Below are 24,578 nucleotides of genomic sequence, written 5' to 3'. Positions count from 1 at the left end.
GAAATCAGAATCAGTCGGCGTATTGACCGGCCGCTTCGATGACCGGCTTCCAGCGTGCGATTTCGCTTTCGAGCTTGGCCTTGAGTGCAGCCGGCGTGGCGTCGGCCTCGGACGACGGCACGGTGCCGAGCTCGGCGAAACGGGCGATCACATTGGGGTCTTTCAGTGCCACCTGAAGCGACTTGGACAGGCGCTCGGTGATTTCGACCGGCGTGCCCTTGGGCGCGTAGATGCCGTGCCAGATGCCGACCTGGAAACCGGGCAGGCCACCTTCTTCCGCGGTCGGCACGTCAGGCAGCACGTCGAGACGCTTGGCCGAGGTCACGGCATAGGCCTTGATGGTGCCGCCCTGGATCTGCTTGGTGGTGTTGGTGGTCTGGTCGCACATGATGTCGACCTGGCCGCCGAGCAGGTCGGTCATGGCCGGGCCGGTGCCCTTGTAGGGTACGGTTACGAGCGAAGTGTCGATCGCGCTCATGAACAACATGCCGCAAAGGTGCGAGGCAGCCCCAATGCCGGCATTGGCGACGGTGACCGTGTCCTTGTTGGCCTTGGCATATTCGACCAGGCCCTTGAGGTCGGCGGGTTCGAGGTCCTTGCGGGCGACGATCGTCATCGGCACGTCGGTGACGAGGCCGACATATTCGAAGGCGTTCAGCGTGTCATAGGCGAGCTTGCGGTAGAGCGTGGCGCTGGTGGCCATGCCGATGTGGTGCAGGAGCAAGGTGTAGCCATCCGGCTCGGACGAGGCGACGCGTCCGGCGCCAAGCGTGCCGCCGGCACCGCCGACATTTTCGACGATGACCTGCTGGCCGAGGTCCTTCGACATCGCTTCTGCGACGAGGCGCGTGACCGTATCGGTCGGGCCGCCCGCGGCAAATGGCACGACGACCGTGATGGTACGTTCCGGATAGTCCGCCCACGCCGCCGAAGAGAGCGTCAACGCGGCAGTCGTGGCGAGTGCTGCGAGCAGCTTTTTCATCAATGAATTCCTCCCATTGCGGGCGGGGTTTCAACCCGCTCCTCCGCGGCGTGAACATTCACGGCCGCTTCTCCTCCCTTTGCGTCCGCCAACCGGGGGCAAATGCCGGCAGGACGAACGGTCATCGAAATGGACATGACTTTGGCTGTCAAGCGCAATACGACGATGGGATTATACGCTACAGTGAAGCAACGCCCGCAAATCGCAACTGGTCAAAGTTCCGAAGGCTTGGCAGAAACGGGCGAAACAGGAGTCGCATATGGTCAAGAAGCAGGCGTTCAGTGCACCCAGGCCGTGGACGGATATGGCGACTGCGCTGGTCGACGTCGCCATGGGTCGCAAGCCGGCCGACCTCGTGGTGCGCAACGGGCGCTGGGTCAACGTCCATTCCGGCGAGGTGATAGCGGGGACCGACCTGGCGATCGTGGGCGGGCGCTTCGCCTATTGCGGCCCGAATGCCTCGCACGCCATCGGTACCGGAACCAAGGTGGTCGACGCCGGTGGGCGCTATCTCGTGCCGGGCCTGTGCGATGCGCATATGCATGTCGAGAGCGGCATGGTGACGGTGACCGAATTCGCGCGCGCCGTCATTCCGCACGGCACGACCTCGATGTTCATCGATCCGCATGAGATTGCCAATGTGCTCGGGCTGAACGGCGTCAGGCTCATGCATGACGAGGCGGCTGCGATGCCGATCAACGTCCATGTGCAGATGCCGTCCTGCGTGCCGTCGGCACCTGGGCTCGAAAATGCCGGAGCCTCGCTCGGGCCGCAGGATGTGGCCGAGGCGATGACATGGCCCAACATCATCGGGCTCGGCGAGGTGATGAATTTTCCCGGCGTCGCGGCCAACGACCCGGTGATGGTCGGCGGCATTGCCGAGACCGTGAAGGCCGGCAAGACGGTCGGCGGGCATTATGCCTCGCGCGATCTCGGCCTGCCGTTCCACGGTTATGTCGCCGGAGGTCCCGAAGACGACCATGAAGGCACGCGCGCCGAGGACGCCATAGCGCGCGTCCGGCAAGGCATGAAGGCGATGCTGCGTCTCGGTTCGGCCTGGTACGATGTCGCTACGCAGATAAAAGCGGTGACAGAACAGGGGCTTGATCCGCGAAACTTCATCCTTTGCACCGACGACAGCCATTCCGGCACGCTGGTGCATGAGGGGCATATGGATCGCGTCGTGCGCCATGCCATCGCGCAGGGGCTGAAGCCGATAACCGCCATCCAGATGGCGACGATCAACACCGCGCAGCATTTCCGGCTGGAACGCGAGCTCGGATCGATCACGCCGGGCCGGCTGGCCGATTTCCTGATCGTTTCGGATCTGGTCGAGATGAAGATCGACGAGGTTTACGGACGCGGCGTGCGGCTGGCGAAGGCTGGCAAGCTGGAAATCGACATCCCGGCTTACGATTATCCGAAGAGTGCGAAGAACACCGTCAAGCTCGGCAAGAAGCTGAAGGCGAAGGATTTCGATATCGCTGCACCGGATGGCGCCAATGAAGTGCGCGTTCGCGTCATCGGCGTGATCGAGAACCAGGCCCCGACACGGGCGCTGGAGGCAGATCTGGCGGTGGAGGACGGGCTTGTCGCCATGGACCGCCGCAACGATGTCTGCCAGATCGCGCTGGTGGAGCGCCATCGCGGCACGGGCGGGGTGGTCAACGGCTTCGTCTCGGGCTTCGGTTACATGCAGGATTGCGCCATGGCCTCGACGGTGGCGCATGACAGCCACCACATGATCGTCGTCGGCACCAACAAGGAAGACATGGCCAAGGCCGCCAACCGGCTGGGCGAGGTCGGCGGCGGCGTGGTGCTGTTTTCGAAAGGCAAGGAACTGGCGCTGGTCGAGATGCCGATCGCTGGCCTGATGTCTGACGAGCGCGCCGAAATCGTTGCGGAAAAGGCCGAGAAGCTGACCGAGGCGATGCGCAAGATGGGCTGCAGCCTGAACAACGCCTACATGCAGCACTCGCTGCTGGCGCTGGTGGTGATACCGGAACTGCGGATTTCCGATGCCGGCATCATCGATGTGACGAAGTTCGAGAAGGTCGATCTGTTTCTCTGAGCCGCTTCGGTCGCCGGCGGGCTGTACGTTATTGCCCGCCGCCGACCACGACATTCAGCACTTCGAACGGCGTGGTGATGACGATCTCGGCTGCCGAAGCGATGGTCTGTGTGATGCCGCCTGCCAGATTGCCGATGCGCCCGCTGGTATCGGTCTCGCCGGTGCCAAGTTTGCTGTCCGTGGCCAGGCGCTCGCCGAGCAGTTTCACCAGCACAGGGTTGTCGGCGAATTTGGTGTGGTTGAGGCGGTCGCCGGAACTGACCTTGCTGAGATCGATGACCACGACGCCGAGGCTGGCGATATCTGCGGCGTCCTTGTAGCCGCCGAGGCGCGGCTTGTTGCCGGCGATCAGGCTTGAAATCTCGAGTGCGCGATCATCGCCGGAAAGGAACAGGTAGAATGGCTTCTTCGGCTTGCCGTAGCGATGCATCTGGCTCTTGAAGACATCGACGTCGATATCGGGCGAGGCAAGCACGACATCGCCGAGCTTTCCGCCGAGATCGCCGTCTCCGGTGATGGTAAGCTGGCGCAAAGCTTCCATCGTCACCCAGTTGCCCATCGAGTGGGCGATGATATCGATGCGCGTGGCGCCGGACTTGGCAACGAGCCGCAGCGTTTCTTCCAGTGCGTCGCGGGCGGCGGTGGCGCTGTTGTTGTCGTAGACGTAGTCGGACACCTTGGCGCCTGACGCCCAGGAAAACAGCACCGGCGTTCCGGAGTAGCTGGCGTCGTGGGCGATCTGGGTGACGCGATAGACTGCGCTGTCGAAGGCCGTGTTGTAGCCGTGAACGAAGACGAGGGCGCGGCCGCCGCGTTGCGCGATATCTGCCCGTAGCGACTTCGAGAATGCGGCGGTGCTGTCGAAGGTGCTGATGCTGTCGGCGGTGAAGTATTTTGCTGGATCGGCGCGTTGCCCGCGCTTGCGGCGTTCTATCTCGCCGGTCTTGTGGATGGCCGGGACGGTCATGTCGACGCGGGCGAAACTGACGGTGGCGGAACGATCGCCGGAGTAGGCCTCCTTGGGATCGGTAGCCTTTGCACGCGTGGTGGCGACGAAGATCTCGTGCCTGCCGGCGATGGAACTGGCGGGCGCCTGGACGATGTTGCTGGCGATCAGTTCGCGCGTGTTCTGGCCTGCGCAGCCGGCGACAAGCAGTGCAAGCGCGATAACAGCAGACCTGGCCGACACGGTACGAAACATCATGCGCTCCGGCCAGTTTTCCTCTCCGGCCAGTTTCCTGATAGCTGCTCGCGCCTGTGCGGTCCAGCCTGCGGCCGTGGGACACGTCACCTAATCGGACACGGTGTTGTTATCGGGAAACGGTCAGCGGCCCCAGAAGGTGGGCGTGAAGATCACCAGCACGGCCAGGATTTCCAGACGCCCAAGCAGCATGGCGGCAGAGCAAATCCATTTCGCGGCATCGGGCAGCGAGGAAAAATTGCCGACCGGGCCGATGATCGGGCCAAGCCCCGGACCGACATTGGTGAGCGATGTCAGCGAGCCGGTGAGGGCGGTGATGAAGTCAAGGCCGGTGGCGCCGAGCAGAACGGTGGTGATGGCCCAGAGCACCAGGAAGGAGGAGATGAACAGGACAACCGCGCGCTGCATGTCGTCCGGCACGGAGCGGTCGCCATAGCGCACGGGAATGACCGTGTTGGGATAGATCAGCCGCCGCAGGCCATTTGCCATCAGCTCGAACAGGATGAGGAAACGATAGGCCTTGATGCCGCCGGTGGTCGAACCCGAGCAGCCACCGAGGAAGGTGGCGACGAAGACGCAGGTGACGGCGAACGGTCCCCACAGCGTATAGTCCTGGCTGGCAAAGCCTGCCGTCGTGATCAGCGACATGAAGTTGAAGGTGGACTGGGTCAGGGCCTGAAAGAACGACTCTCCCGTGGTGACACGCAGATAGATCGCGACCGCCACGGCAAAGACGACGCAATAGCCGGCATAGACCCGGATCTGGGGGTCGCGCAGCGCTTCGAAACGGCCGCGGATCGCGAACAGGATCATGATCGAAAACGGCAGCCCGCCGATGAACATGAAGATCGTGCCGGTCCACAGGATGGCCGGATTGTCGGCATAGCGCAGGAAGGACGTGTCGTGGGTGGAGAAGCCGCCCGTAGCCACTGTCGACATGGCATGGTTGACCGCGTGAAACCCGTCCATGCCGGCGGCCGCGTAGGATATGGCGCAGGCAAGCACGAGCGCGGTGTAGATGCCGATGAGACTGAGCGTGAAGGTCTGGAAGCGCTCGAAGGGCCGGTCTTCGATGTCGGAGGATTCGATCTTGAAGTAGGAAATACCGCCAATATTCAGAAAAGGCAGGAGAAAAAGGCCGAGCGCAATAACGCCGAGGCCGCCCATGAAGCTCAGAAGCGAGCGCCACATCAACAGGCCGGGCGGGGCATGGTCGAGCCCGTTGATGACGGTCGAGCCGGTGGTGGTGATGCCTGAAACCGATTCGAACACCGCGTCGGTGATGCTCATATCGAGCGAGGAAGCGAGAAACGGAACGGCGCCCGCGAGCGCCATGGTCAGCCACAGGAGATTGACCAGGAGGAAGCCGAAGCGGCTCGTTACGGGCGGGGCGTTGCCGTGCGTCGCCAAGGCAACGGCCATGGCCAGTCCGCCCATGAAAAGGGCCGAAAAGGCAAAGACGCGCCAGTCCTTGTTGCCGTAATAGAGATCGACCGCTGCAGGGATGAGCATCGCGGCTGAAAGATAGATGGCAAAGACCGCTGCAACGTGGATCGCGGCGCGAATGGCAACTCTATTCACGGATTGACGGGACCCCAGCTATCGCGACCGCGCCGTCCCAAGACGCGAAAGGCAGCGGCAGGGCCGGACAGTGGCTTCATCCGCCTGAATATGCAATAGGCTCGCAAACCGTGCCAACAGGAAACGCCGCCCGGCGCGCGGCGGGGATTTTTGAGATGACGAGCTTTGTCGACAAGGTTGCGGCCGCCGCCGCGGCGGTGCGCGAACTGTTTCCCGAGACGCCGCTGCAGGAGAATGACTACCTGTCGCGCAAGACCGGAGCGCATATTTTCCTGAAGCGCGAAGATCTGTCGCCGGTGCGCTCCTATAAGATCCGCGGCGCGTTCAATTTCTTTCGCAAGGCGCTTGCCGCCGGCAATGATGCCGAACTGTTCGTCTGTGCTTCGGCGGGCAACCATGCGCAGGGGTTCGCCTTCGTCTGCCGCCATTTCGGCAAGAAAGGCGTGGTCTTCATGCCTGTGACGACGCCGCAGCAGAAGATCGACAAGACGCGGCTGTTCGGCGGCGAGTTCGTCGAGATCAAGCTGGTGGGCGACTTTTTCGATGCCTGCTATCGCGCAGCGATCGAGTTCACCGAGGCGGCCGGCGCGCATATGGTGCCGCCCTTCGACCACAAGGATATCATCGAAGGGCAGGCGACGGTCGCCTATGAGATCGCCGGGCAGATGCCTGCGGGACGCAAGGCCGACATGGTCGTGCTGCCGGTTGGCGGCGGCGGGCTGGCGGCCGGTGTAACCCAGTATCTACGAGAAATCGGTCAGGATCCGCGTTTCGTCTTTTGCGAGCCGGTAGGTGCGCCGAGCCTCAAGACCAGCCTCACAAGCGGCAAGCGGGTAAAGCTCGAGACCGTCGACAATTTCGTCGACGGCGCGTCGGTGGCCGAGATCGGCCGCGAACCGTTCCGGCATCTGAAGGATTTTTCCGAAAGCGCGGTGCGCCTGATCCCCGAAAACCGGCTTTGCGCAACCATGATCGAGATGCTGAACATCGAAGGCGTCGTGCTGGAGCCTGCGGGCGCACTTGCGATCGATGCGCTCAAGGATTTTCCGCGCAAGGAAATGCGCGGCAAGACCATCGTGCTGGTGGTTTCGGGCGGCAATTTCGATTTCGAGCGCCTGCCGGACGTCAAGGAGAGGGCGCTTCGGTTCGAGGGTTTGAAGAAGTATTTTGTGTTCCGCTTTCCGCAGAGACCCGGCGCGCTACGCGACTTTCTCGACCTGCTCGGCCCGGACGACGACATCACGCGCTTCGAATACCTCAAGAAGTCGGCGCGCAATTTCGGCTCGGTCTTGATCGGCATCGAAACCAAGGATCGCAAGAACTTCGACGTTCTAGTGAAGCGTTTTCACGAGGCCGGATGGGCCTATCAGGACATAACCGAGAACGAGACGATCGCCGGGCTGGTGATATGAGCGCCGAGACGGTCTACATCGTGCTGTTTCGCGGTGTCGGCGGCGCGACGCAATTGCCGACGAAGCCGCTGCGTGAGGCGCTGACCAAGGCAGGTTTCGGCAATGTCGCGACCTATATCAACAGCGGCAATGCCGTCGTTTCGTCCGAGCGCAACGAGGCTGAGGTTGCCGCGGATATAGCGGCGATCGTGAAGCGGGATTTCGGTTTCGAAAAAGACATCATGCTGGTGAGCCTTGCCGGATGGTCGAAGCTCATCCGCGACAACCCGTTTCCGGAAGCCGTCGACGTGCCGACTTCACTCCACGCCTTCGTTCTAGACAAGGCTCCGGCGAAGGAGGACGTCGAGGCGCTGGCTGCGAGAGGTGCTGCGCATGAGCGCGTTGCGGTTGTCGGCAAGGTGCTTTATTTTCATGCGCCAGACGGTTTCGGCAGATCGAAACTGCCGCCTGTTGTGGACAGGGTGCTGAAAGCCGTCTCGACCGCGCGCAACTGGAACAGCGTCCTGGCCCTGTACAAGCTGGCTGCCGACGCTGCCGGCAAAAAGTAGCGCTTGCGGGCGCCCGATGTCGTCCGATCAATAAAATTTTAGCGGTTGATCCGACCTGAATTTCATCTTTGCGCTATATGGAAACCTTAGGGAAGGCGATTGGGGTGAGTGGCGTGAAACTAAACTCGCTGATGCCGAAGTTCGAAGCGATGTCTGTTTTTTGGCAGACGACGTGCATGGTCCTGGTGACCATGCTTGCCGCGGACGCGCTTACCGCGTTGTTTTACAGCATCTTTTTTTCGGACCGTTTCCTTCTCGATATCCTGCTTTGCAGCATCATCGTCGCGGTACTCGGATATCCGCTCGGCTTTTTCTTTCTCGGCCAGAATGTGAAACTACGCAAACTGACGCAAGAGCTCGATCGCGTCGCGCGGTTTGACGATCTTACCGGCCTCTACAACCGCCGGACCTTCTTCCACGAGTGCGAAACGGGCAGGGCCGATCAAGCAGCCGGTGCGTTTCTCTATGCCGATGCCGATCATTTCAAGCAGCTGAACGATCGCTTCGGCCACATGGCGGGTGACGCAGTGCTATCCAGGCTGGGCGCTGCAATCGCCTCCTGCATCCGCGAAGGCGATCTGGCAGCAAGGCTGGGCGGCGAGGAGTTCGGGATTTTCCTGATCGACGCTGATCTGCCCATGGCATTGGTGATCGCCGAACGCATTCGCCGGAAATCCGCGCATATACGGGTTGGCGGTGATGAGAATGATTTCAAGGCGACTGTCAGTATCGGCATTGCGGTGCGCGAGCCGGGTCAACCGCTGGAGGACCTGATGGCGCGGGCCGACGAGAACCTCTACGCCGCCAAGCAGCAAGGGCGCGACAGGGTCGTTTCGAATGCTTCGCAGGTGAATGCGGCCTGAATTTTCGCGCTTTCGCCAGCGTCTTTTTGCGCCGCAACATAAATTCGTTTGCTTTTTCAACGCAAATCGCCCATATGCGGCGTCATAGGCGCTTGAGCCGACTATCTGGCTCTCCCCATCGATGGGACTGGTTGCGTCTGTTTTCTTCATCAGGATCGAGTGATCCGCGGAGAAAAAGCCCTGCGAACTTATTTTTCGCGGGCACGACAGCGCAGCCGTGTGGGCAAAAGAAATGCCCGCCGCCTTGTCGTTTCCATAACAAATTTCGCCGGCAGGTAAGCGCCTTGCCGCGATCATGCTTTGCGGTCGAGTGCCGCATGAAAGAAGAATAAATTGACGAACGAAAACAATGCGGAACTGACTGGTTTCGCCAAACTCGGAATTACCGGCGGCCTTCTCAAGGGCACGCATGCTGCGGGCTTCGATATGCCCAAGCCGGTGCAGGAACAGGCCATTCCGGCCCATCTCGCCGGCCGTGACGTGCTGGCCGTCGCCCAGACGGGTTCCGGCAAGACGGCGGCCTTCAGCCTGCCGATCCTGACCAAGATCATCGCGCTGGGCACCAAGCGCCTGCCGAAGACGGCGCGTGCGCTGATCCTCGCGCCGACCCGCGAACTCGCCGTGCAGATCGAAGACACCATCCGCGTGCTGACCAAGGGTCTGCATGTCTCCACCGCGCTCGTGCTCGGCGGCGTCTCGCGCTACAGCCAGGTCAAGAAGATGGCTCCCGGCGTCGACGTGCTGATCGCGACCCCCGGCCGCCTTACCGATCTGGTCCGCGAGGGCGAGGTCAACCTGTCCGATACGCGCTGGCTGGTTCTCGACGAGGCCGACCGCATGCTCGACATGGGCTTCATCCATGATGTGAAGCGCATCGCCAAGGCGACCCACAAGGACCGCCAGACGGCGCTGTTCTCCGCCACCATGCCCACCGAGATCGAATCGCTGGCCCGCGGCATCCTGAAAGATCCCGTGCATATCGAAGTCGCGCCGCAGGGTACCACTGCAGCCGAGATCAAGCAGAGCGTGGTTCTCGCCCGCGTCAAGCAGAAGCGGCAGGTTCTGTCGGCAATGCTGGCCGACGAGACGATGCGCTCGGTTATCGTATTCGCCCGCACCAAGCACGGCGCCGACCGCGTTACCCGCGATCTGGAGCGCGACGGCTTCGACGCTGCCGTCATCCACGGCAACAAGTCGCAGAACGCCCGCCAGAAGGCCCTGAACGGCTTTCGCGACGGCTCCGTGCGCATCCTGGTTGCGACCGACATTGCGGCGCGCGGCATCGACGTGCCGGGCATCAGCCATGTCGTGAACTATGAACTGCCGGACGAAGCGGAAAGCTACGTCCACCGCATCGGCCGCACCGGCCGCAACGGCGCCGACGGCATTGCCATCACGCTTTGCGATCCGGGCGAGAACGCAAAACTTCGCCAGGTCGAGAAGATCATCCGCATGAAGCTGCCGGTCGCTGCCGATCATCTCGGCCAGCCCGATCCGGCCCCCGCACCGCGCACCCACGACAGCGCGCCGCGCGAAGCAGCCAATGATCGCAACGCACCGCGTGGCGACAAGCGCCCGCACGGCCAGAAGCCGCGCGGCAACGGCGGTTTCGGCAAGAAGACGTTCGGCGGACAGCCTTCGGGCGACAGGCCGGAAGGTCAAAGGCCGTTCCGCGCCAAGAAGCGCGGCTTCGGCGGCCGCAAGCCGAATACGCGGGCTGCATAACCGCACCAACCGCAGTTTGAGAAATTGGAGACGGCCGAGGCAATGCTTCGGCCGTTTCTTTTTATTCGAGGATGGCCCTGATCCACACAACGATCCGCTCGGCGAGAAAGTTGGTGGTCACCGGGGACAAGGCGTCGCCGGCTATGACATGGTTGTCCTGATCACCGGTGTCGTCGATCGGCACGAGTTCGTTTGGCGCGCCCCAGCGGGCGGCGATCTCGCGGGTCAGATCCTGCCGGGTGATGCGATCCGAATCCGAAAAGATGAACAAGGCGGGAATCTTGATCTGCTCGACTGGGGCCTCGCGGGCCAAATTGGTCAGCGCCGCCATCGGCAGCAGGGCGCGCGTCGGGTAGCTGGTGGTCCAGAGCTTTTCCTGCATGGCGTTGCGCGGCTCGAAGCTGCGGGTCTTGCCGGCGATGAGTTCCGCGATTTGCCCGCCCCATGGCAAGGTGAGGACTTCCGAGCCTGAGGCCCGAACGCCGAAGTTCGGCGAAATCAGCGCCATGGCCGCGACTCCTTCCGATGCGCTGGCCTGCGTGGCAGCCTGGACGGCCAATGACGCGCCGGTCGAGGTGGCGATCACCACGACCTTGTCGCCGATCGCGCGGCCGATGGCCAATGCCTCGGCATAGTCGTTGATCCAGTCGTTGACGGTGGCAGTGGCCATGGCCGCGCCGTCCTGCCCATGGCCCTTCAGGCGCGTGTAGAACAGATTGGCGTCGAACCCGTCAGCGACTTCGTCGGCCAGGGGCCGGAGTTCGCCCTTTGATGCGGAAAAGCCATGGATGTAGACGATGGAAATCGGCGTTTTGGCATGGATCATCGGATCAGCCCAGATGATCTCCTTTTCAAGCCCGTCGCGGATGCCGGCGATCTTGTCCTCGGTGTTTTCCAGGTAGAGTTCCGGATCGTCGCCGACCGCGGATGGGTCGAAGGTGATGCGCGTGTCGACGGGTACATGAGGCCCGAGCGCAAACAGGACCGCCAGAACCACCAGCAGGCAAATGAAGCCGATCATGATGCGGCGTCCCACGAAATCCTCCAGACACGCCAGGGCTCAAACCCGCGCCGGGCACTGAGATGTTGCTGACGATGCAACGAATCAATGCACTTTACGTACAGATTTCCCGAATCGCGGCCAAGAGTCCTGCTGAGCAGGATATGGATTATCTGCTTAGCAGCGTCGCCTGCGGCCGTTCGCCAGCGGGCGTCTCTCCCAACCCGTGACCCAGTGGACGAACCAATAGCGCAGCGAAAACGGCAATATCTTCAGGAGTTTGAGCACAAGTGTGAAACGAAGCGGGAAGCTGGTTTCGAAGCCACCGAAGCGGATGGCTTTTGCAAGCCGCCGCGAGGCGTCTCCGACCGGCATCAGCGCCGGCATGGCGAAATTGTTTCTCTCGGTAAGCGGGGTGTCGACGAAGCCCGGATTCACCACCTGAACGCGGATGTTCATCTTGTCGAAGTCGTGCTTCAGCGCTTCCGCCAGGTTGTTCAGCGCCGCCTTCGATGCACTATAGGCGCCGGCCGACGGCCAGCCGAAATAGCAAGACGCCGAACCGACGAAGACAACGTGGCCGCGGCCGCGCTCGCGCATTCGCTCGACCACCGGAACCAGCCCATACATGACGCCGTAGAGATTGATCTCGAAGGTCTTGGTGATGTTCAGCACGTCGAGCCGTTCGCCGCGGGTCGGAAAGTAAGTGCCTGCATTGAAAACCGAAAGCGCAATCGGACCGGCCTCGTTTTCGATCGCGGCGACGGTTTTGACCATGGCGTCGTCGTCGGTCACGTCACACGGAAAGGACAGGACACGCCCGGGCATGCCGGCGGTTTCCTGAACCAGCGTCGCCAGGCGCTCTTCGTCGCGGGAGGTGGCGGCCACGGTGTAGCCCTCCGCGACAAGTTCGAGCGCCAGCGAACGGCCGATACCAGTGCTGGCGCCTGTAATCCACGCTACGCCATCCCTGGGGGCCGCCCGGTACAATGCTGCCATGTCGTGATCCGTTATTCGCAATCAGAAAAGCCTACCTAGCGGGCCTGATCTTTATTGGAAAGGGGAGATTGGATAGTTCTGGTTCTAAAGAAGATGCTAAAACAATATTATGAAACCAGTGATGAAATGGCCGCAGTCACGCTGTGCCGGCAACGGTCCGTGCGGCCGGCCGGCACAATCATTCAAGATGCCCGATCGCAAATAAGCCGGACGGTTTTTCGTACCTCGCCGGGGTGCAATGTTCAAAATGCGTCTGGGCCAGGCAAATTCATCCCTTGAAAGCATGGCGCGCGGTTTTTAGTGTCTGCGCCGACACATGAGGAATTTTCCATGCACCGTTCGGTGATCGACGCAATTGGCAACACCCCTTTGATCCGGCTGAGGCGCGCCTCGGAAGAAACCGGCTGCGAAATCCTCGGCAAGGCCGAGTTCATGAATCCGGGCCAGTCGGTCAAGGATCGCGCAGGCCTGTTCATCATCCGCGATGCGGAGAAGAAGGGGTTGCTGCGCCCGGGCGGCGTTATCGTCGAAGGTACTGCCGGCAACACCGGCATCGGGCTTACGGTGGTTGCCAAGGCGCTCGGCTATCGCACGGTCATCGTCATTCCCGACACCCAGAGCCAGGAAAAGAAGGACGCGCTGCGCCTTCTCGGCGCCGAGCTGATCGAAGTGCCGGCGGTGCCCTACAAGAACCCGAACAACTACGTGAAGGTTTCGGGACGGCTGGCCGAGCAGATGGCGAAGTCCGATCCGAATGGCGCGATCTGGGCCAACCAGTTCGACAACGTCGCCAATCGCGACGGCCATATCCGCACGACCGCGCAGGAAATCTGGGCGCAGACCGGCGGCAAGGTCGATGGTTTCGTGTCGGCCGTTGGCACCGGCGGCACGCTTGCTGGCGTGGCGATGGGGCTGAAGGAGAACAGCAACGCGGTGAAGATCGCGCTTGCCGATCCGCTCGGTGCGGCGCTCTTCAGCTACTACACCAGCGGCGAGCTGAAGGCCGAGGGCAGCTCGATCACCGAAGGCATCGGGCAGGGGCGCATTACCGCCAATCTGGAAGGCTTTACGCCGGACTTCTCCTATCAGATCCCTGACGAGGAGGCGCTGCCGATCGTGTTCGACCTGATACAGGAGGAGGGGCTGTGCCTCGGCGGCTCGACCGGCATCAACATCGCCGGCGCCATTCGCCTGGCGCGCGATCTCGGGCCTGGCCATACGATCGTGACCATCCTGTGCGACTACGGCACGCGTTATCAGTCCAAGATGTTCAATCCGGAGTTCCTGCGCTCGAAGGACCTGCCGATCCCCGAATGGATGGACCGTCCGGTGGAGATTCCTGTGCCCTTCGAGGCCGTGGCGTAATGGCCTGGTCGACCGAAGCGGTCTTTCGCGACGATGCCTATCTCGCGGAAGCCAGTGCCGCCGTCGTTGCGATCAACGAGCGCGGTGGCATCATTCTCGATCGCACGATCTTTTATGCGACCTCCGGCGGGCAGCCCGGCGACATAGGTTTCCTGACGCGAGCCGACGGCAGCCGCATCGCCGTTGCCGCGACGATTACCGGAGAGACCAAGGACGAAATCATTCATGTTCCGGCTGCCGGGCAGCCGGTTCCTGAGGTCGGCGAGCAGCTTGCGCTTTCCATTGACTGGCCGCGCCGGCATCTCCTGATGCGCATGCATACGGCCTGCCACCTGCTCACAGTTGTCTGTCCTTTCCCGATCACCGGGGCTTCGGTGAACGAGGAGGATTCGCGCGTCGATTTCGATCTGCCTGATGTCGGCTACACCAAGGAAGACGTGACCGCACGGATGATGGAACTGGTCGCCGCCGACCATCCCGTCTTCACGCGGCTGATCACCGACGCCGACCTTGCCGCCAATCCGGGACTGGTGAAATCCAAGAACGTCCGGCCGCCGACGGGCACCGGCAAGATCAGGCTTGTCTGTATCGGCGACAATGGTTCGATCGACAGCCAACCCTGCGGCGGTACTCACGTGAAGAGTACGGGCGAGGTCGGCGAAATCCATATCGGCAAGATCGAGAAGAAGGGGCGGGAAAACCGCCGCTTCCGCATTCGTTTCGGTCCGCTGCCGGCGCAGTGAAGCCCGATGCGGATTGCGTTTAGCCGGTGGCGCTCAGACTTGCGGCCGGCTCTGGCGGGTCTCGTAAAAACTCGCTTTTTCATCCCAACGCGTGAGCAGTTGCTGTGCCGCGCGGGGCACAGACACCGGATCATTGGCTTCCGCCTTCAACGGTGAAAGGCTCTTTGCCGAGTCGAAAGTCATCACCCAGACGAATTCCACTTCCTCGTCCGCCACGCGGCGCAGAAGCTCCATATTCTGGTAACCGGGCAGTCTCATGCCCTCGATGGCCGGTAACATCAGCGTGTCGAAAAAATGCTCATAGGCATCCGCTTTGTCCGGGGTCGTGTAGCTGCGCCAAATCCGCCTGATCATATTAAAGTCCCTCGTCATCGTGCTGCACCGCCCCCGGGAAGCAAATGCGAAGTGGTAATTTTTATTGGCCGGCGCAAGATGGAGCGCCGAAAAAAGGCAAAATTGTGCGCGGAATGCGACGTTGCGAACAATCGACCTGTCGGCACTCTTGCCTGCAAAGATTGCGTAAGCCTTGCCATTATGGCTTGGCGCGGTTGCGGATTTTTCGCGCCGCGCCTATTCAACATGCGGGCGAATGATTGCCACTCGGAGACGAAAAGATGCCGGAAAAGAGTCCATTCGTGGTCGATGCCGATTGGCTTCAGGCGAAGCTCAAGACGCCGGGCATATCGATCGTTGACGCTTCATGGTACCTGCCGGCGCAGAAGCGCGATGCGCGCGCCGAATATGATGCCGCGCATGTTCCCGGCGCCGTGTTCTTCGATGTCGACATGGTGATCGACCCGGATTCGGATCTGCCGCACATGCTGCCGCGGCCGAATGTCTTTGCCCAGCATGTCGGCTCGATGGGCATCTCCGCCGACGACACGATCGTGATCTATGACGGTCCGGGCTTTTTCTCCGCTCCGCGTGTCTGGTGGATGTTCCGGGTCATGGGTGTCTTTCAGGTCTATATTCTCGATGGTGGTTTCGATGGCTGGAAAGCGGCCGGGCTTCCAGTGACTTCGGAGCCGACGAAGACGGCAGGCAGCGTTTTTCATGCTGATTTCGACGCCGCGCGGGTGGCTTCACTGGCGGATATGCGGCGTATCGTGGAAAGCCACGAACGCCAGATAGCAGACGCCCGCCCGGCGGGACGATTTACGGGCGTGGATCCGGAGCCGAGGGCCGGCATGCGCTCGGGCCATATGCCGGGCGCCAGAAGTGTGCCGGCCAGTTCGCTTTCGGAGAACGGGCAATTCCTGCCGCTCGACCGGCTGAGAGAAAAGCTCGAAGGGGCGGGTCTCGATCTTTCGCAGCCTATCGTCACCTCCTGCGGCTCCGGCGTCACGGCGGCCGTCATCACGCTGGCGCTGGAAAGCCTCGGCCATACCGACAACAAGCTTTACGACGGCTCATGGACCGAGTGGGGCGGGCTGAGCGATACGCCGGTCGCAACCGGCAAGGATTGACCATGGCGGACGAGACCCAGTCGATACCGGTAACCGTCACCTTCCTCGAAATGGGCGCACCGCCGGTCTATTACCCGTCATTGCCGATGAACAAGCAGATCGCGCTGCTCAAGGCGCGTGCCGTGCCGCTGCATTTCTATCGCTATCTGATGGACCGGGTCGGGCGGAAATGGCAGTGGGTCAACGCCTTGCGGCTGGATGACGAGGAACTTTCCGCCGGCCTTCATCGCGAAGACCGCGACGTCCGCATCCTCTATCTCGACGGTTCGCCAGCCGGTTTCTTCGACATCAAGCCGCATCTGCCGGGAGAGGCGGAGCTTGCCTATTTCGGCATGATGGAGCACGCAATGGGGCAGGGCCTCGGGCGCTGGTTCCTGGGGGCTGCGATCGAGGCGGCGTGGTCGCACAAGCCTGAACGAGTGACGGTGCAGACCTGCACGATGGACCACCCGGCGGCACTTCCGCTCTATCAGAAGCTCGGCTTCTCTCCGGTCGGCCAGAAGCAGGAAATGGTGCGCACCATGAGTTTCACTGAGCGTTCCGCCAGCGTCATGCGGCCCTGATTTTCCGTAACTCAACCTGAACTGCTCGTTCAGGAATGCTTCAGCTTGGCTACGGCATGTTCGCGCTATCGAAACGGCTTTTCTAGCCGACGCTGAAGGAGACACATATGCTGAACCGCCGCCACTTCGCCGCCGCCATGGTCGTGCTCATTGCCTTCCCGACTTTCGCGACCGCGCAGAGCGCGATGCCTTCGGCCAATCAGATCGAGCGCAGGCTCGATGCTGCACCGTCCAGGAAGCTGCGCCGCGACCAGCGCGTGACAGTGCGCGAGTTCAAGAACCGCCCCGAACTTCGCCGCATGGCGCCGTCCATCGACATTCAGTCGATCAACTTCGCTTTCGGTTCAGCCGAGGTCCCCGATTCGCAATATGGCAAGGTCGAGAACATCGCGACGGCGCTGGAGCGCATGTTGCGCCGGCGGCCGGGCACCAAGGTGCTGATCGAAGGCCATACCGATGCGGTCGGTTCCTATGAATCGAACCAGATACTGTCCGAGCGCCGTGCAGCTTCGATGAAGCGGACACTGGTGCGCGAGTTCGGCATTCCGGCCCGGGCGCTGGAAACGGTCGGCTATGGCGAGGAATTCCTGCTCGTGCAGACCCAGAACGAAAACTGGCAGAACCGCCGCGTGACGCTCAGGCGCATAGACGATTTTCTGCGCTGACCGATACCGTTGCACTGGCAACTCTGGACCGCCGATCATGGATTCGTGATCGGCGGTTTGGCGTTTCAGGCACGGTCCTCGCAATCAGGAATCGGGTGGCTGGCAAGAGGAAGGGCACGGCATAGTGCGGGCATGATCACCTCAAGGAGTCGATGCCATGCTGCTGCGTTATGTTGCCCTTCCCACCGACCGCGTTCGCGACCTTCAGGCCGGGGCGGACGACGATTACGGGTTTGCGCCCGAGCGTCGTGTTTCGGATGGCGACGGTATGCCGTGCCGCCATTGCCTGCGGAATATCGATGCCGGCAAGGAGTATCTGACCCTTGCCTATCGGCCATTTCCGGCCCTTCAACCCTATGCCGAGACCGGTCCGATCTTCCTGCATGCCGAGGAATGCGAGCGTTCGCCGGAAACAGATGTGATCCCGCCGATGTTCAGGGCGACACCGGACTACATTCTGCGCGGCTATGGCGAAGACGATCGCATCGTCTATGGCAGCGGTGCGGTGGTGCCGACGCATATGATCTGCGGGCGTGCCCATGAACTGCTGCAGCGGCCCGAAATCGCTTATGTCCACATGCGCTCGGCCCGCAACAATTGCTATCAATGCCGCATCGAGCGCCCCCACACGGAGGCGTGAGGGGCTGCGCAACTTTCAGTCGCAACGTCGTGACTTGCCGCAAGACTGTTACGTACCCATGTCAATTGCGCCGGAAACCTCCCGGATCTCCGGCATAATTGAAGACAACAGCCCAAGCTTCGTAAGCACGATGGGATGGAGGAGACGCAACGTCTTCGTCCAAGGCTTTGTCGCGTGGACTCCGCTGGCAAGCGGCGGAACCGATGTCTTGCGATGAGGAGAAGTGAGATGAAAAAGTTGCTCTTTGCGTTTGCCGCAGTTCTTTTTGTTTCGGGTTCAGCACTGGCCGATGAATATCCAGTCGCTGTCGGCTCAGACTCGGCGCCGAAAACCGTCATCATGCAACGGAAACACGAGGTCATGGATCGCAACTACACGGCGATGGATCCCGGTTATGAGGTGAGGCAGAACGAGCGCGATGGTGATGCGGCCCCTGAGTCGAGGGTGCTGGCGGCCGGCCCGCTCGATCACACGACAACGGCCGCGATCGAGGCGCCGGAATATGGCCCGCATGTGAATGATCGCTACGGCGATGCACAGCCGTCGATGAGATAAGCGGCAACATACAATAATGAACCTTGGGCGACGGACGGTGTCCGTCGCCCCATTAGCTGATCAGATCGCCATGCGGCGGTGACGGATCGAGCAGGCCAACACGGATCTGTGAAGGGACACAACTTTCGGTCGCAGCGTCGTGATTTGCCGTTGCGCGGTCGCGTACCTACGTCAGTCGTGCCGGAAAACACTCCCGGAATTCCGGCGCATAGAAACTGAAATCCTGACCCGAGTACGAAAGCACGATGGGATGGGAAGGCGTTGTGCCTTCGTCCAGCGCTTTTGCGCGTGGGTACCGCTGGCAAGCGGCGGAACCAATGTCTTGCGATGAGGAGAAGTGAGATGAAGAAGTTACTTTTTGCGTTTGCCGCTGTTGTTTTGGGTTCGGGTGCGGCTCTTGCTGATTCAGCCCCGCCGTCGGTTATCGTCAATCAGAACCATGTCGTTGTGGATCGCACGATTACCCAGAGGGCTCCCGGCTATTCGGTAAGCCAGAATACGCGTGACAGCGATGCGGCGCCTGACTCGAAGGTCCTGGCGTCCGGCCCGCTCGATCGCACGACAACGGCTGCGATCGAAGCGCCGGAATACGGCGCGCACTTCAACGATCGTTACGGCGATGCACAGCCGTCGATGAGATAAGCGGCAAATTACAATTTGAACCTTGGGCGACGGGCGATGCCCGCCGCCACTTTTTTAGTTCACTCAATAAAAAAACCGCCGGACGAACCGGCGGTTTTTGCGTTTGTGGAACCCGGATTTGAAATCAGGCGGCCAGAACCGCTTTCGGCTCGACCATTTCGTAGCCGAGCGCGTCGGCGACGGCGCGATTGGTGATCTTGCCCTTGTGGACATTGAGACCGTTGCGCAGATGCGGCTCGTCGATGAGCGCCTTCAGGCCCTTGTCGGCAAGCTGCAAACCGTAATGCAGCGTCGCGTTGTTCAAGGCGTGAGCCGAGGTGACAGGCACGGCGCCGGGCATGTTGGCGACGCAGTAATGGATCACGCCGTCGACCTCATAGGTCGGGTCGGCATGGGTGGTGGCATGCGAGGTCTCGAAGCAGCCGCCCTGGTCGATCGCTACATCGACAAGCACGGCACCCTTCTTGATGCCGGACAGCATTTCGCGGCTGACGAGCTTGGGCGCGGCAGCACCGGGGATCAGAACCGCGCCGACGATGACATCCGCCGAGAAGCATTCTTCTTCCAGCGCTTCAACCGTCGAATAGCGGGTGTGAATGCGGCCGCTGAACAGGTCGTCGAGCTGGCGCAGGCGCGGGATCGAACGGTCGAGAATGGTAACGTCGGCACCGAGGCCGACCGCCATCCGGGCCGCATGAAGTCCGACGACGCCGCCGCCGATGACCGTGACCTTGCCCGGCAGAACGCCCGGCACGCCGCCCAGCAGCACGCCGCGGCCGCCATTGGCCTTCTGCAGCGCGGTCGCGCCGGCCTGGATGGCGAGGCGGCCGGCGACTTCCGACATCGGCGCCAGCAGCGGCAGGCCGCCGCGATCGTCCGTCACGGTCTCATAGGCAACAGCAGTGACGTCCGACGCGAGCAAGCCCTTGGTCTGTTCCGGATCGGGAGCGAGATGCAAATAGGTGTAGAGGATCTGGCCATCGCGCAACTGTACCCATTCGTTTGGCTGTGGTTCCTTGACCTTGACGATCATGTCCGACTTGGCAAATACGTCGGCGGCCGTCTTGGCGATCGTTGCGCCGGCGGCACGGTAAGCGTTGTCATCGGCGCCAATGCCGGCGCCGGCGCCCGTCTCGACCAAGACCTCGTGGCCGTGGGCTGCATATTCGCGAACCGCACCCGGTGTCAGGCCGACGCGATACTCATGATTCTTGATTTCCTTGGGGCATCCGACGCGCATTGTGTTCCTCCACTGTTTCCCGTCGATGGAATTTTTTGTATCGCTCATGAAATCACAGAATCGGCTGTGCTTGTTTGCAAATTGGGTTGCTGTTGCCGCCTGAAATCGCTATTCGTTGCGCGAAATCTCGGTATATTCGAAGGAAATACGAATAATGTCGCTCGACAGGATCGATATCGCCATTCTGGACGCTTTGCAGAAGGATGGGCGCATCCCAAATGCGGCTCTAGCCGAGAAGGTTGGCCTGTCGCAGTCGGCCTGTTCGCGCCGGCTAGACAATCTGGAAAAGAGCGGCGTCATCCGCGGCTATCACGCCCGGCTTTCCAACGCGGCGCTCGGCCATCAGATGACGGCCATCGTGCACATCTCGCTGTCGGGCCAGTTCGAGAAGACGCTTTCGGATTTCGAGGCGGCGGTGAAGCGCTGCCCCAACATCCTGTCATGCCATCTGATGTCGGGCGAATATGACTACATCCTGCGCATCGCTGCTAAGGACCTGGCCGACTACGAGCGCATCCACAAGGAATGGCTGTCGGCCATGCCGCACGTGACCAAGATCAACTCGTCCTTCGCGCTGCGCGAGATCATCGACCGCACGGCGCTCGGCATGAAGCCGGAGCTGGCGTGATCGGGTGTGCCGATATTCAGATGATGGCGGCCTGCGAACAGCAGTTTTCTGCGCTTCCGGTACTCACGTACCCAAATGTACGCTCCGTTCCGGTTCTCGAAAACCGCCGTTCTCGGCACGCCCTGATCTGAATCTCGACACACCCGAATGTGTCTTGGTCCTAAGCACTGCTTGCTTGTTTGCGGCACTGCACCATAATCGGGACGAATCGTTTTCTTCGCCCAAGCGAGCCCGATGGATCCTGCTTCCAGCCCACATCACGTCGTCGTCGTCGGTGCCGGGTTCGGCGGCCTGGAGGCTACCCGCAACCTGACCGGCGCACCCGTGCGCATCACGATCATCGATCGGCGCAACCATCACCTTTTCCAGCCGCTTCTGTATCAAGTCGCCACGACGTCGCTGGCGACGTCCGAAATCGCCTGGCCGATACGCCAATTGCTGCGCAACCGCGAGGATGTGACCACGCTGCTAGGCACCGTTACCGGCGTCGATCCCGCCGGCAAGCGGGTGCTGATGGAGGACGGCGAAGCTATTCCCTATGACACGCTGGTGCTGGCGACCGGTGCGCGGCACGCTTATTTCGGCCATGACGAATGGGAGCCTTATGCGCCCGGCCTGAAGACGCTGGAGGATGCCACGACCATCCGCCGGCGCATATTGATGGCCTTCGAGAAGGCCGAGCGGGAAACCGATCCCGAACGTCGCCGCGCGCGTTTGACCTTCGTCATCATCGGCGGCGGTCCGACCGGCGTGGAACTGGCCGGCACCATCGCTGAACTGGCGCATGACACGCTGCCGAAGGAGTTCCGCAACATCGATACGCGCGAAGCGCGCGTGGTGCTGATCGAGGCGGGCGAACGCGTGCTTTCCGCCTTCGTGCCGGCGCAATCTGCCTATGCCAAGAGCGCGCTCGAAAAGCTTGGCGTCGAGGTCGAGCTCGGCAGGGCGGTTTCCGAATGCAACGCGCAGGGCGTGGTCTATGGCGGGCAGCACCTGCCGGCAAAGACGATCATCTGGGCGGCAGGCGTGGCCGCGTCACCGGCGGCGGAATGGCTGGGTGCCTCTGCCGATCGCGCCGGACGGGTGATGGTGGAGCCGGACCTGACGGTCGCCGGGCACCCGGAAATCTTCGTGATCGGCGATACGGCACATGTCACGACGCCGGAAGGCAAGCCCGTTCCCGGTGTGGCGCCTGCCGCCAAGCAGCAAGGCTGGCATATTGCCGCGACGATCAAGGCCCGGTTGAAGGGCGACAGTTCGGCGCGGCCTTTCAAGTACAAGAACGATGGCAACCTGGCCACGATCGGCAAGCGCGCTGCGGTGATCGATTTCGGCTGGATCAAGCTCAATGGACGCATCGCCTGGTGGCTGTGGGGCCTGGCGCACATCTATTTCCTGATCGGCCTACGCAACAGGCTCTCCGTCGCGCTGAGCTGGCTGTGGATCTATACGACAGGCCAGCGCAGCGCCCGTCTGATCACGCAGGGCTCTGCGCAGGCGCCCGCAAAACCGAAATGATCGCTGATTAGCCGACAAATTGTCATCGGCGCGTCATCTGTTCCTGCTGGACTTGGTAAAAATTCGGCGCGAAACTCATCGTTTCGACGTCGATTTTTTTCGAGATCAATCTCCAGGAGAAAACCATGTCTGAGTTGCTTCATCCCTTGTCGCGGCGGTCCTTTTTAGCAGGTGCAGCGGCAACCGGGGCCTTCGTCATGCTGCATCCGTTTTCGGCGCGCGCGCAGGCCAATCAGGCGCATCTCAGAATCATGGAAACGACCGACATCCATGTGAACGTGCTGCCCTACGACTATTATGCCGACAAGCCGAACGACACGATGGGCCTTTCCCGCACCGCTTCGCTGATCGATGCCGTGCGCAAGGAAGCGACCAATTCCATGCTGATCGACAATGGCGATCTCCTGCAGGGCAACCCGATGGGCGATTATGTCGCCTATGAGAAGGGCCTGAAGGAAGGTGACGTTCATCCCGTCATGAAGGGCATGAACCTGCTCGGCTATGAATGCTCGACGCTCGGCAACCACGAATTCAACTACGGCCTGTCCTTCATGGACAAGGTGCTGGCCGGAGCCAATTTCCCGTTCGTCTGCGCCAATCTGGTCAAGGGTACCGTGCTTGCCTCCAATCCGCGCGACGACAAGCTCTATCTCAAGCCTTACGTGATCCTCGACAAGAAGGTGAAGGACGGCGCGGGCGCGGAACATCCGATCAAGATCGGCATCATCGGATTCGTGCCGCCGCAGATCATGATCTGGGACGCCAAGAACCTGACCGGTAACGTGCTGACGCGTGACATCGTGGAGGCTGCAAAAGCCTGGGTGCCGCAGATGAAGGAGGAGGGCGCCGACATCGTCATTGCGCTCTCGCATTCCGGCATCGACAACAAGCAGGGCGACCTGATGGAGAACGCTTCGTTCTTCCTCGCCGGCGTGGACGGCATCGATGCGGTCTTCACCGGGCATCAGCATCTCGTCTTTCCCGGCCCGAAGGACTTTCAGGGGCTGGAGGGCGTCGATGCTGCGAAAGGCACGCTGCAAGGCAAACCGGCCGTCATGGGCGGCTTCTGGGGCTCGCATATGGGCCTGATCGACCTGATGCTGGAAGCGGACGGCGGCAAATGGAAAGTCGTCTCGGCGACATCGGAGGCGCGGCCGATCTACGAGCGGGTGGAGAACAAGAACAAGGCGACGGTCGAGGACGACAAGCGCATCGTCGATGCGCTCAAGGAGGATCACGAGGCCACGCTCGCCTATGTGCGCCGGCCGGTCGGCAAGACTTCGGCACCGCTCTATTCCTATTTCGCGCTCGTCGCTGACGATCCGTCGGTGCAGATCGTAAGCCAGGCGCAGACCTGGTACATCAAGGACCTGCTGAAGGACACGCAATACAAGGACCTGCCCGTGCTTTCGGCGGCAGCACCCTTCAAGTCAGGCGGCCGCGGCGGTCCAGAGTACTATACGGACGTGCCGACGGGCGACATCGCGATCAAGAACGTCGCCGATCTCTACCTCTACCCGAACACGGTGCGGGCGGTGGAGATCACCGGCGCGCAGGTGAAGGACTGGCTGGAGATGTCGGCGGGCATCTTCAACCAGGTCGAGAAGGGCAAGGCCGACCAGCCGCTGATCAACACGGACTTTCCGTCCTACAATTTCGATGTGATCGATGGCGTGACCTACAAGATCGACCTGTCGCAGCCGCCGAAATACGATCCGAAGGGCGCCGTCATCAACGCAGGCTCAAACCGCATCATCGACCTGATGTTCGATGGGAAAGCCATTGATCCGGCAGCAAAATTCGTTGTGGCGACAAACAATTACCGCGCTGGCGGCGGCGGCAATTTCCCGGAGATCAACGCGTCCAAGATCATCTACGAAGCGCCAGACACCAACCGTGACGTGATCGTGCGCTACATCATCGATCAGAAGACGATCAACCCGTCCGCCGACGACAACTGGAGCTTTGCGCCGCTGGAAGGAACGTCGGTTCTGTTCGAAACGGGTCCGAAGGCAAAGGATCTGATTGCCGATGTGAAGGGCGTCAAGATCGAGGCAGCCGGCGAGGGCGCGGAAGGTTTCGGGAAGTACCGCATCACGCTCTGAGTATTTGTTCTCACGCAATTCCGAACGGAAAACCGCTACACACTTTTCCTGGAATTGCTCCAGCGT

At 61.4% G+C, this 24,578-nt stretch carries 23 protein-coding genes; 16 read left to right on the top strand and 7 right to left on the bottom strand.

Features of this window, described 5'->3' with window-relative positions; translation table 11 throughout:
* Positions 1–10: 10 nt before the first annotated feature.
* Complete coding sequence (locus tag WBQ96_RS15845) at positions 11–982, bottom strand: tripartite tricarboxylate transporter substrate binding protein BugD (protein WP_336551542.1); 972 nt, start codon at positions 980–982, stop codon at positions 11–13.
* A 259-nt stretch (positions 983–1,241) separates the two neighbouring features.
* On the opposite strand from WBQ96_RS15845, the gene ade reads away from it, so the two are divergent.
* Positions 1,242–3,053, top strand: coding sequence for an adenine deaminase (gene ade / locus WBQ96_RS15840; RefSeq protein ID WP_336551540.1), 1,812 nt, complete (start codon positions 1,242–1,244; stop codon positions 3,051–3,053).
* Positions 3,054–3,081: 28 nt separating this feature from the next.
* Here the strand turns inward: ade and WBQ96_RS15835 are convergent, their stop codons facing one another.
* Together WBQ96_RS15835 and WBQ96_RS15830 are read right to left on the bottom strand one after the other, a co-directional pair.
* A complete protein-coding gene (locus WBQ96_RS15835; RefSeq protein ID WP_336551539.1) occupies positions 3,082–4,257 on the bottom strand; it encodes an alpha/beta hydrolase in 1,176 nt (391 codons plus the stop codon).
* A 120-nt stretch (positions 4,258–4,377) separates the two neighbouring features.
* The gene (locus WBQ96_RS15830; RefSeq protein ID WP_336551537.1) at positions 4,378–5,835 is read right to left on the bottom strand and encodes a TrkH family potassium uptake protein; all 1,458 of its coding nucleotides are present in this window, start codon (positions 5,833–5,835) and stop codon (positions 4,378–4,380) included.
* A 155-nt stretch (positions 5,836–5,990) separates the two neighbouring features.
* On the opposite strand from WBQ96_RS15830, the gene ilvA reads away from it, so the two are divergent.
* The 4 genes from ilvA to WBQ96_RS15810 all read left to right on the top strand — a co-directional run bounded on the left by ilvA (position 5,991) and on the right by WBQ96_RS15810 (position 10,383).
* A complete protein-coding gene (ilvA, locus tag WBQ96_RS15825; RefSeq protein WP_336551535.1) occupies positions 5,991–7,247 on the top strand; it encodes a threonine ammonia-lyase IlvA in 1,257 nt (418 codons plus the stop codon).
* Positions 7,244–7,795 (top strand): DUF1697 domain-containing protein, encoded by a 552-nt coding sequence (locus WBQ96_RS15820; protein ID WP_336551533.1) that lies wholly within the window; start codon positions 7,244–7,246, stop codon positions 7,793–7,795. The genes ilvA and WBQ96_RS15820 overlap by 4 nt, the downstream gene beginning before the upstream one ends.
* A 176-nt stretch (positions 7,796–7,971) precedes the next feature.
* A complete protein-coding gene (locus WBQ96_RS15815; protein ID WP_336551531.1) occupies positions 7,972–8,658 on the top strand; it encodes a GGDEF domain-containing protein in 687 nt (228 codons plus the stop codon).
* A 333-nt stretch (positions 8,659–8,991) separates the two neighbouring features.
* Positions 8,992–10,383 (top strand): DEAD/DEAH box helicase, encoded by a 1,392-nt coding sequence (locus tag WBQ96_RS15810; RefSeq protein WP_336551530.1) that lies wholly within the window; start codon positions 8,992–8,994, stop codon positions 10,381–10,383.
* Between the two features lie 61 nt (positions 10,384–10,444).
* On the opposite strand, the gene WBQ96_RS15805 is transcribed toward WBQ96_RS15810, so the two are convergent.
* The gene (locus WBQ96_RS15805; RefSeq protein ID WP_336551528.1) at positions 10,445–11,419 is read right to left on the bottom strand and encodes an alpha/beta hydrolase; all 975 of its coding nucleotides are present in this window, start codon (positions 11,417–11,419) and stop codon (positions 10,445–10,447) included.
* 141 nt (positions 11,420–11,560) lie between these two features.
* Positions 11,561–12,382, bottom strand: a complete 822-nt coding sequence (locus WBQ96_RS15800) for an SDR family NAD(P)-dependent oxidoreductase (protein WP_165113500.1) — start codon at positions 12,380–12,382, stop codon at positions 11,561–11,563.
* A gap of 330 nt (positions 12,383–12,712) precedes the next feature.
* On the opposite strand from WBQ96_RS15800, the gene WBQ96_RS15795 reads away from it, so the two are divergent.
* The gene (locus WBQ96_RS15795) at positions 12,713–13,747 is read left to right on the top strand and encodes a cysteine synthase A (RefSeq protein WP_336551525.1); all 1,035 of its coding nucleotides are present in this window, start codon (positions 12,713–12,715) and stop codon (positions 13,745–13,747) included.
* Positions 13,747–14,490: an alanyl-tRNA editing protein gene (locus WBQ96_RS15790; RefSeq protein ID WP_336551523.1), complete on the top strand. Its 744-nt coding sequence runs from the start codon at positions 13,747–13,749 to the stop codon at positions 14,488–14,490. Before WBQ96_RS15795 ends, WBQ96_RS15790 begins: the two co-directional genes overlap by 1 nt.
* A 33-nt stretch (positions 14,491–14,523) precedes the next feature.
* On the opposite strand, the gene WBQ96_RS15785 is transcribed toward WBQ96_RS15790, so the two are convergent.
* Positions 14,524–14,844 carry an antibiotic biosynthesis monooxygenase family protein gene (locus WBQ96_RS15785; protein ID WP_336551521.1) on the bottom strand — a complete coding sequence of 107 codons (321 nt, stop codon included), beginning with the start codon at positions 14,842–14,844 and terminating at the stop codon, positions 14,524–14,526.
* Between the two features lie 260 nt (positions 14,845–15,104).
* Here WBQ96_RS15785 and sseA point away from each other — a divergent pair, with 260 nt between their 5' ends.
* From sseA to WBQ96_RS15755, 6 genes are all read left to right on the top strand, one after another.
* Positions 15,105–15,956 (top strand): 3-mercaptopyruvate sulfurtransferase, encoded by an 852-nt coding sequence (sseA, locus tag WBQ96_RS15780; RefSeq protein ID WP_336551519.1) that lies wholly within the window; start codon positions 15,105–15,107, stop codon positions 15,954–15,956.
* A gap of 2 nt (positions 15,957–15,958) precedes the next feature.
* Positions 15,959–16,519 carry a GNAT family N-acetyltransferase gene (locus WBQ96_RS15775; RefSeq protein WP_336551517.1) on the top strand — a complete coding sequence of 187 codons (561 nt, stop codon included), beginning with the start codon at positions 15,959–15,961 and terminating at the stop codon, positions 16,517–16,519.
* Between the two features lie 107 nt (positions 16,520–16,626).
* Positions 16,627–17,184: an OmpA family protein gene (locus WBQ96_RS15770; protein WP_336551515.1), complete on the top strand. Its 558-nt coding sequence runs from the start codon at positions 16,627–16,629 to the stop codon at positions 17,182–17,184.
* A gap of 157 nt (positions 17,185–17,341) precedes the next feature.
* A complete protein-coding gene (locus WBQ96_RS15765) occupies positions 17,342–17,824 on the top strand; it encodes a DUF1203 domain-containing protein (protein ID WP_336551513.1) in 483 nt (160 codons plus the stop codon).
* A 228-nt stretch (positions 17,825–18,052) separates the two neighbouring features.
* A complete protein-coding gene (locus WBQ96_RS15760; RefSeq protein WP_165113516.1) occupies positions 18,053–18,379 on the top strand; it encodes a hypothetical protein in 327 nt (108 codons plus the stop codon).
* 342 nt (positions 18,380–18,721) lie between these two features.
* Positions 18,722–19,021, top strand: coding sequence for a hypothetical protein (locus WBQ96_RS15755; protein ID WP_336551511.1), 300 nt, complete (start codon positions 18,722–18,724; stop codon positions 19,019–19,021).
* A gap of 124 nt (positions 19,022–19,145) precedes the next feature.
* Here the strand turns inward: WBQ96_RS15755 and ald are convergent, their stop codons facing one another.
* Positions 19,146–20,261: an alanine dehydrogenase gene (ald, locus tag WBQ96_RS15750; RefSeq protein WP_336551509.1), complete on the bottom strand. Its 1,116-nt coding sequence runs from the start codon at positions 20,259–20,261 to the stop codon at positions 19,146–19,148.
* A 154-nt stretch (positions 20,262–20,415) separates the two neighbouring features.
* On the opposite strand from ald, the gene WBQ96_RS15745 reads away from it, so the two are divergent.
* From WBQ96_RS15745 to WBQ96_RS15735, 3 genes are all read left to right on the top strand, one after another.
* Positions 20,416–20,889: an Lrp/AsnC family transcriptional regulator gene (locus WBQ96_RS15745; protein WP_091913484.1), complete on the top strand. Its 474-nt coding sequence runs from the start codon at positions 20,416–20,418 to the stop codon at positions 20,887–20,889.
* Positions 20,890–21,123: 234 nt separating this feature from the next.
* Entirely contained in the window at positions 21,124–22,407 is a 1,284-nt protein-coding gene (locus tag WBQ96_RS15740; protein WP_336551505.1) for an NAD(P)/FAD-dependent oxidoreductase, read from the top strand.
* Positions 22,408–22,532: 125 nt separating this feature from the next.
* Positions 22,533–24,512: a bifunctional 2',3'-cyclic-nucleotide 2'-phosphodiesterase/3'-nucleotidase gene (locus WBQ96_RS15735; RefSeq protein ID WP_336551503.1), complete on the top strand. Its 1,980-nt coding sequence runs from the start codon at positions 22,533–22,535 to the stop codon at positions 24,510–24,512.
* The last annotated feature ends 66 nt before the right edge of the window (positions 24,513–24,578 follow it).

It is taken from the genome of Mesorhizobium sp. CCNWLY176 (genome assembly GCF_037153935.1).
GTDB lineage: Bacteria > Pseudomonadota > Alphaproteobacteria > Rhizobiales > Rhizobiaceae > Mesorhizobium_M > Mesorhizobium_M zhangyense.
Note: the sequence above shows the minus strand (reverse complement) of the source record. Positions and strands in the feature narration are given on the sequence as shown.

What these genes read in the sequence shown, in the direction of transcription:
- WBQ96_RS15845 (WP_336551542.1), bottom strand. Translation starts at nt 982, where the DNA reads ATGAAAAAGCTGCTCGCAGCACTCGCCACGACTGCCGCGTTGACGCTC.
- ade (WP_336551540.1), top strand. Translation starts at nt 1,242, where the DNA reads ATGGTCAAGAAGCAGGCGTTCAGTGCACCCAGGCCGTGGACGGATATG.
- WBQ96_RS15835 (WP_336551539.1), bottom strand. Translation starts at nt 4,257, where the DNA reads ATGATGTTTCGTACCGTGTCGGCCAGGTCTGCTGTTATCGCGCTTGCA.
- ilvA (WP_336551535.1), top strand. Translation starts at nt 5,991, where the DNA reads ATGACGAGCTTTGTCGACAAGGTTGCGGCCGCCGCCGCGGCGGTGCGC.
- WBQ96_RS15820 (WP_336551533.1), top strand. Translation starts at nt 7,244, where the DNA reads ATGAGCGCCGAGACGGTCTACATCGTGCTGTTTCGCGGTGTCGGCGGC.
- WBQ96_RS15815 (WP_336551531.1), top strand. Translation starts at nt 7,972, where the DNA reads ATGGTCCTGGTGACCATGCTTGCCGCGGACGCGCTTACCGCGTTGTTT.
- WBQ96_RS15800 (WP_165113500.1), bottom strand. Translation starts at nt 12,382, where the DNA reads ATGGCAGCATTGTACCGGGCGGCCCCCAGGGATGGCGTAGCGTGGATT.
- WBQ96_RS15795 (WP_336551525.1), top strand. Translation starts at nt 12,713, where the DNA reads ATGCACCGTTCGGTGATCGACGCAATTGGCAACACCCCTTTGATCCGG.
- WBQ96_RS15790 (WP_336551523.1), top strand. Translation starts at nt 13,747, where the DNA reads ATGGCCTGGTCGACCGAAGCGGTCTTTCGCGACGATGCCTATCTCGCG.
- WBQ96_RS15785 (WP_336551521.1), bottom strand. Translation starts at nt 14,844, where the DNA reads ATGATCAGGCGGATTTGGCGCAGCTACACGACCCCGGACAAAGCGGAT.
- sseA (WP_336551519.1), top strand. Translation starts at nt 15,105, where the DNA reads ATGCCGGAAAAGAGTCCATTCGTGGTCGATGCCGATTGGCTTCAGGCG.
- WBQ96_RS15775 (WP_336551517.1), top strand. Translation starts at nt 15,959, where the DNA reads ATGGCGGACGAGACCCAGTCGATACCGGTAACCGTCACCTTCCTCGAA.
- WBQ96_RS15770 (WP_336551515.1), top strand. Translation starts at nt 16,627, where the DNA reads ATGCTGAACCGCCGCCACTTCGCCGCCGCCATGGTCGTGCTCATTGCC.
- WBQ96_RS15765 (WP_336551513.1), top strand. Translation starts at nt 17,342, where the DNA reads ATGCTGCTGCGTTATGTTGCCCTTCCCACCGACCGCGTTCGCGACCTT.
- WBQ96_RS15760 (WP_165113516.1), top strand. Translation starts at nt 18,053, where the DNA reads ATGAAAAAGTTGCTCTTTGCGTTTGCCGCAGTTCTTTTTGTTTCGGGT.
- WBQ96_RS15755 (WP_336551511.1), top strand. Translation starts at nt 18,722, where the DNA reads ATGAAGAAGTTACTTTTTGCGTTTGCCGCTGTTGTTTTGGGTTCGGGT.
- ald (WP_336551509.1), bottom strand. Translation starts at nt 20,261, where the DNA reads ATGCGCGTCGGATGCCCCAAGGAAATCAAGAATCATGAGTATCGCGTC.
- WBQ96_RS15745 (WP_091913484.1), top strand. Translation starts at nt 20,416, where the DNA reads ATGTCGCTCGACAGGATCGATATCGCCATTCTGGACGCTTTGCAGAAG.
- WBQ96_RS15740 (WP_336551505.1), top strand. Translation starts at nt 21,124, where the DNA reads ATGGATCCTGCTTCCAGCCCACATCACGTCGTCGTCGTCGGTGCCGGG.
- WBQ96_RS15735 (WP_336551503.1), top strand. Translation starts at nt 22,533, where the DNA reads ATGTCTGAGTTGCTTCATCCCTTGTCGCGGCGGTCCTTTTTAGCAGGT.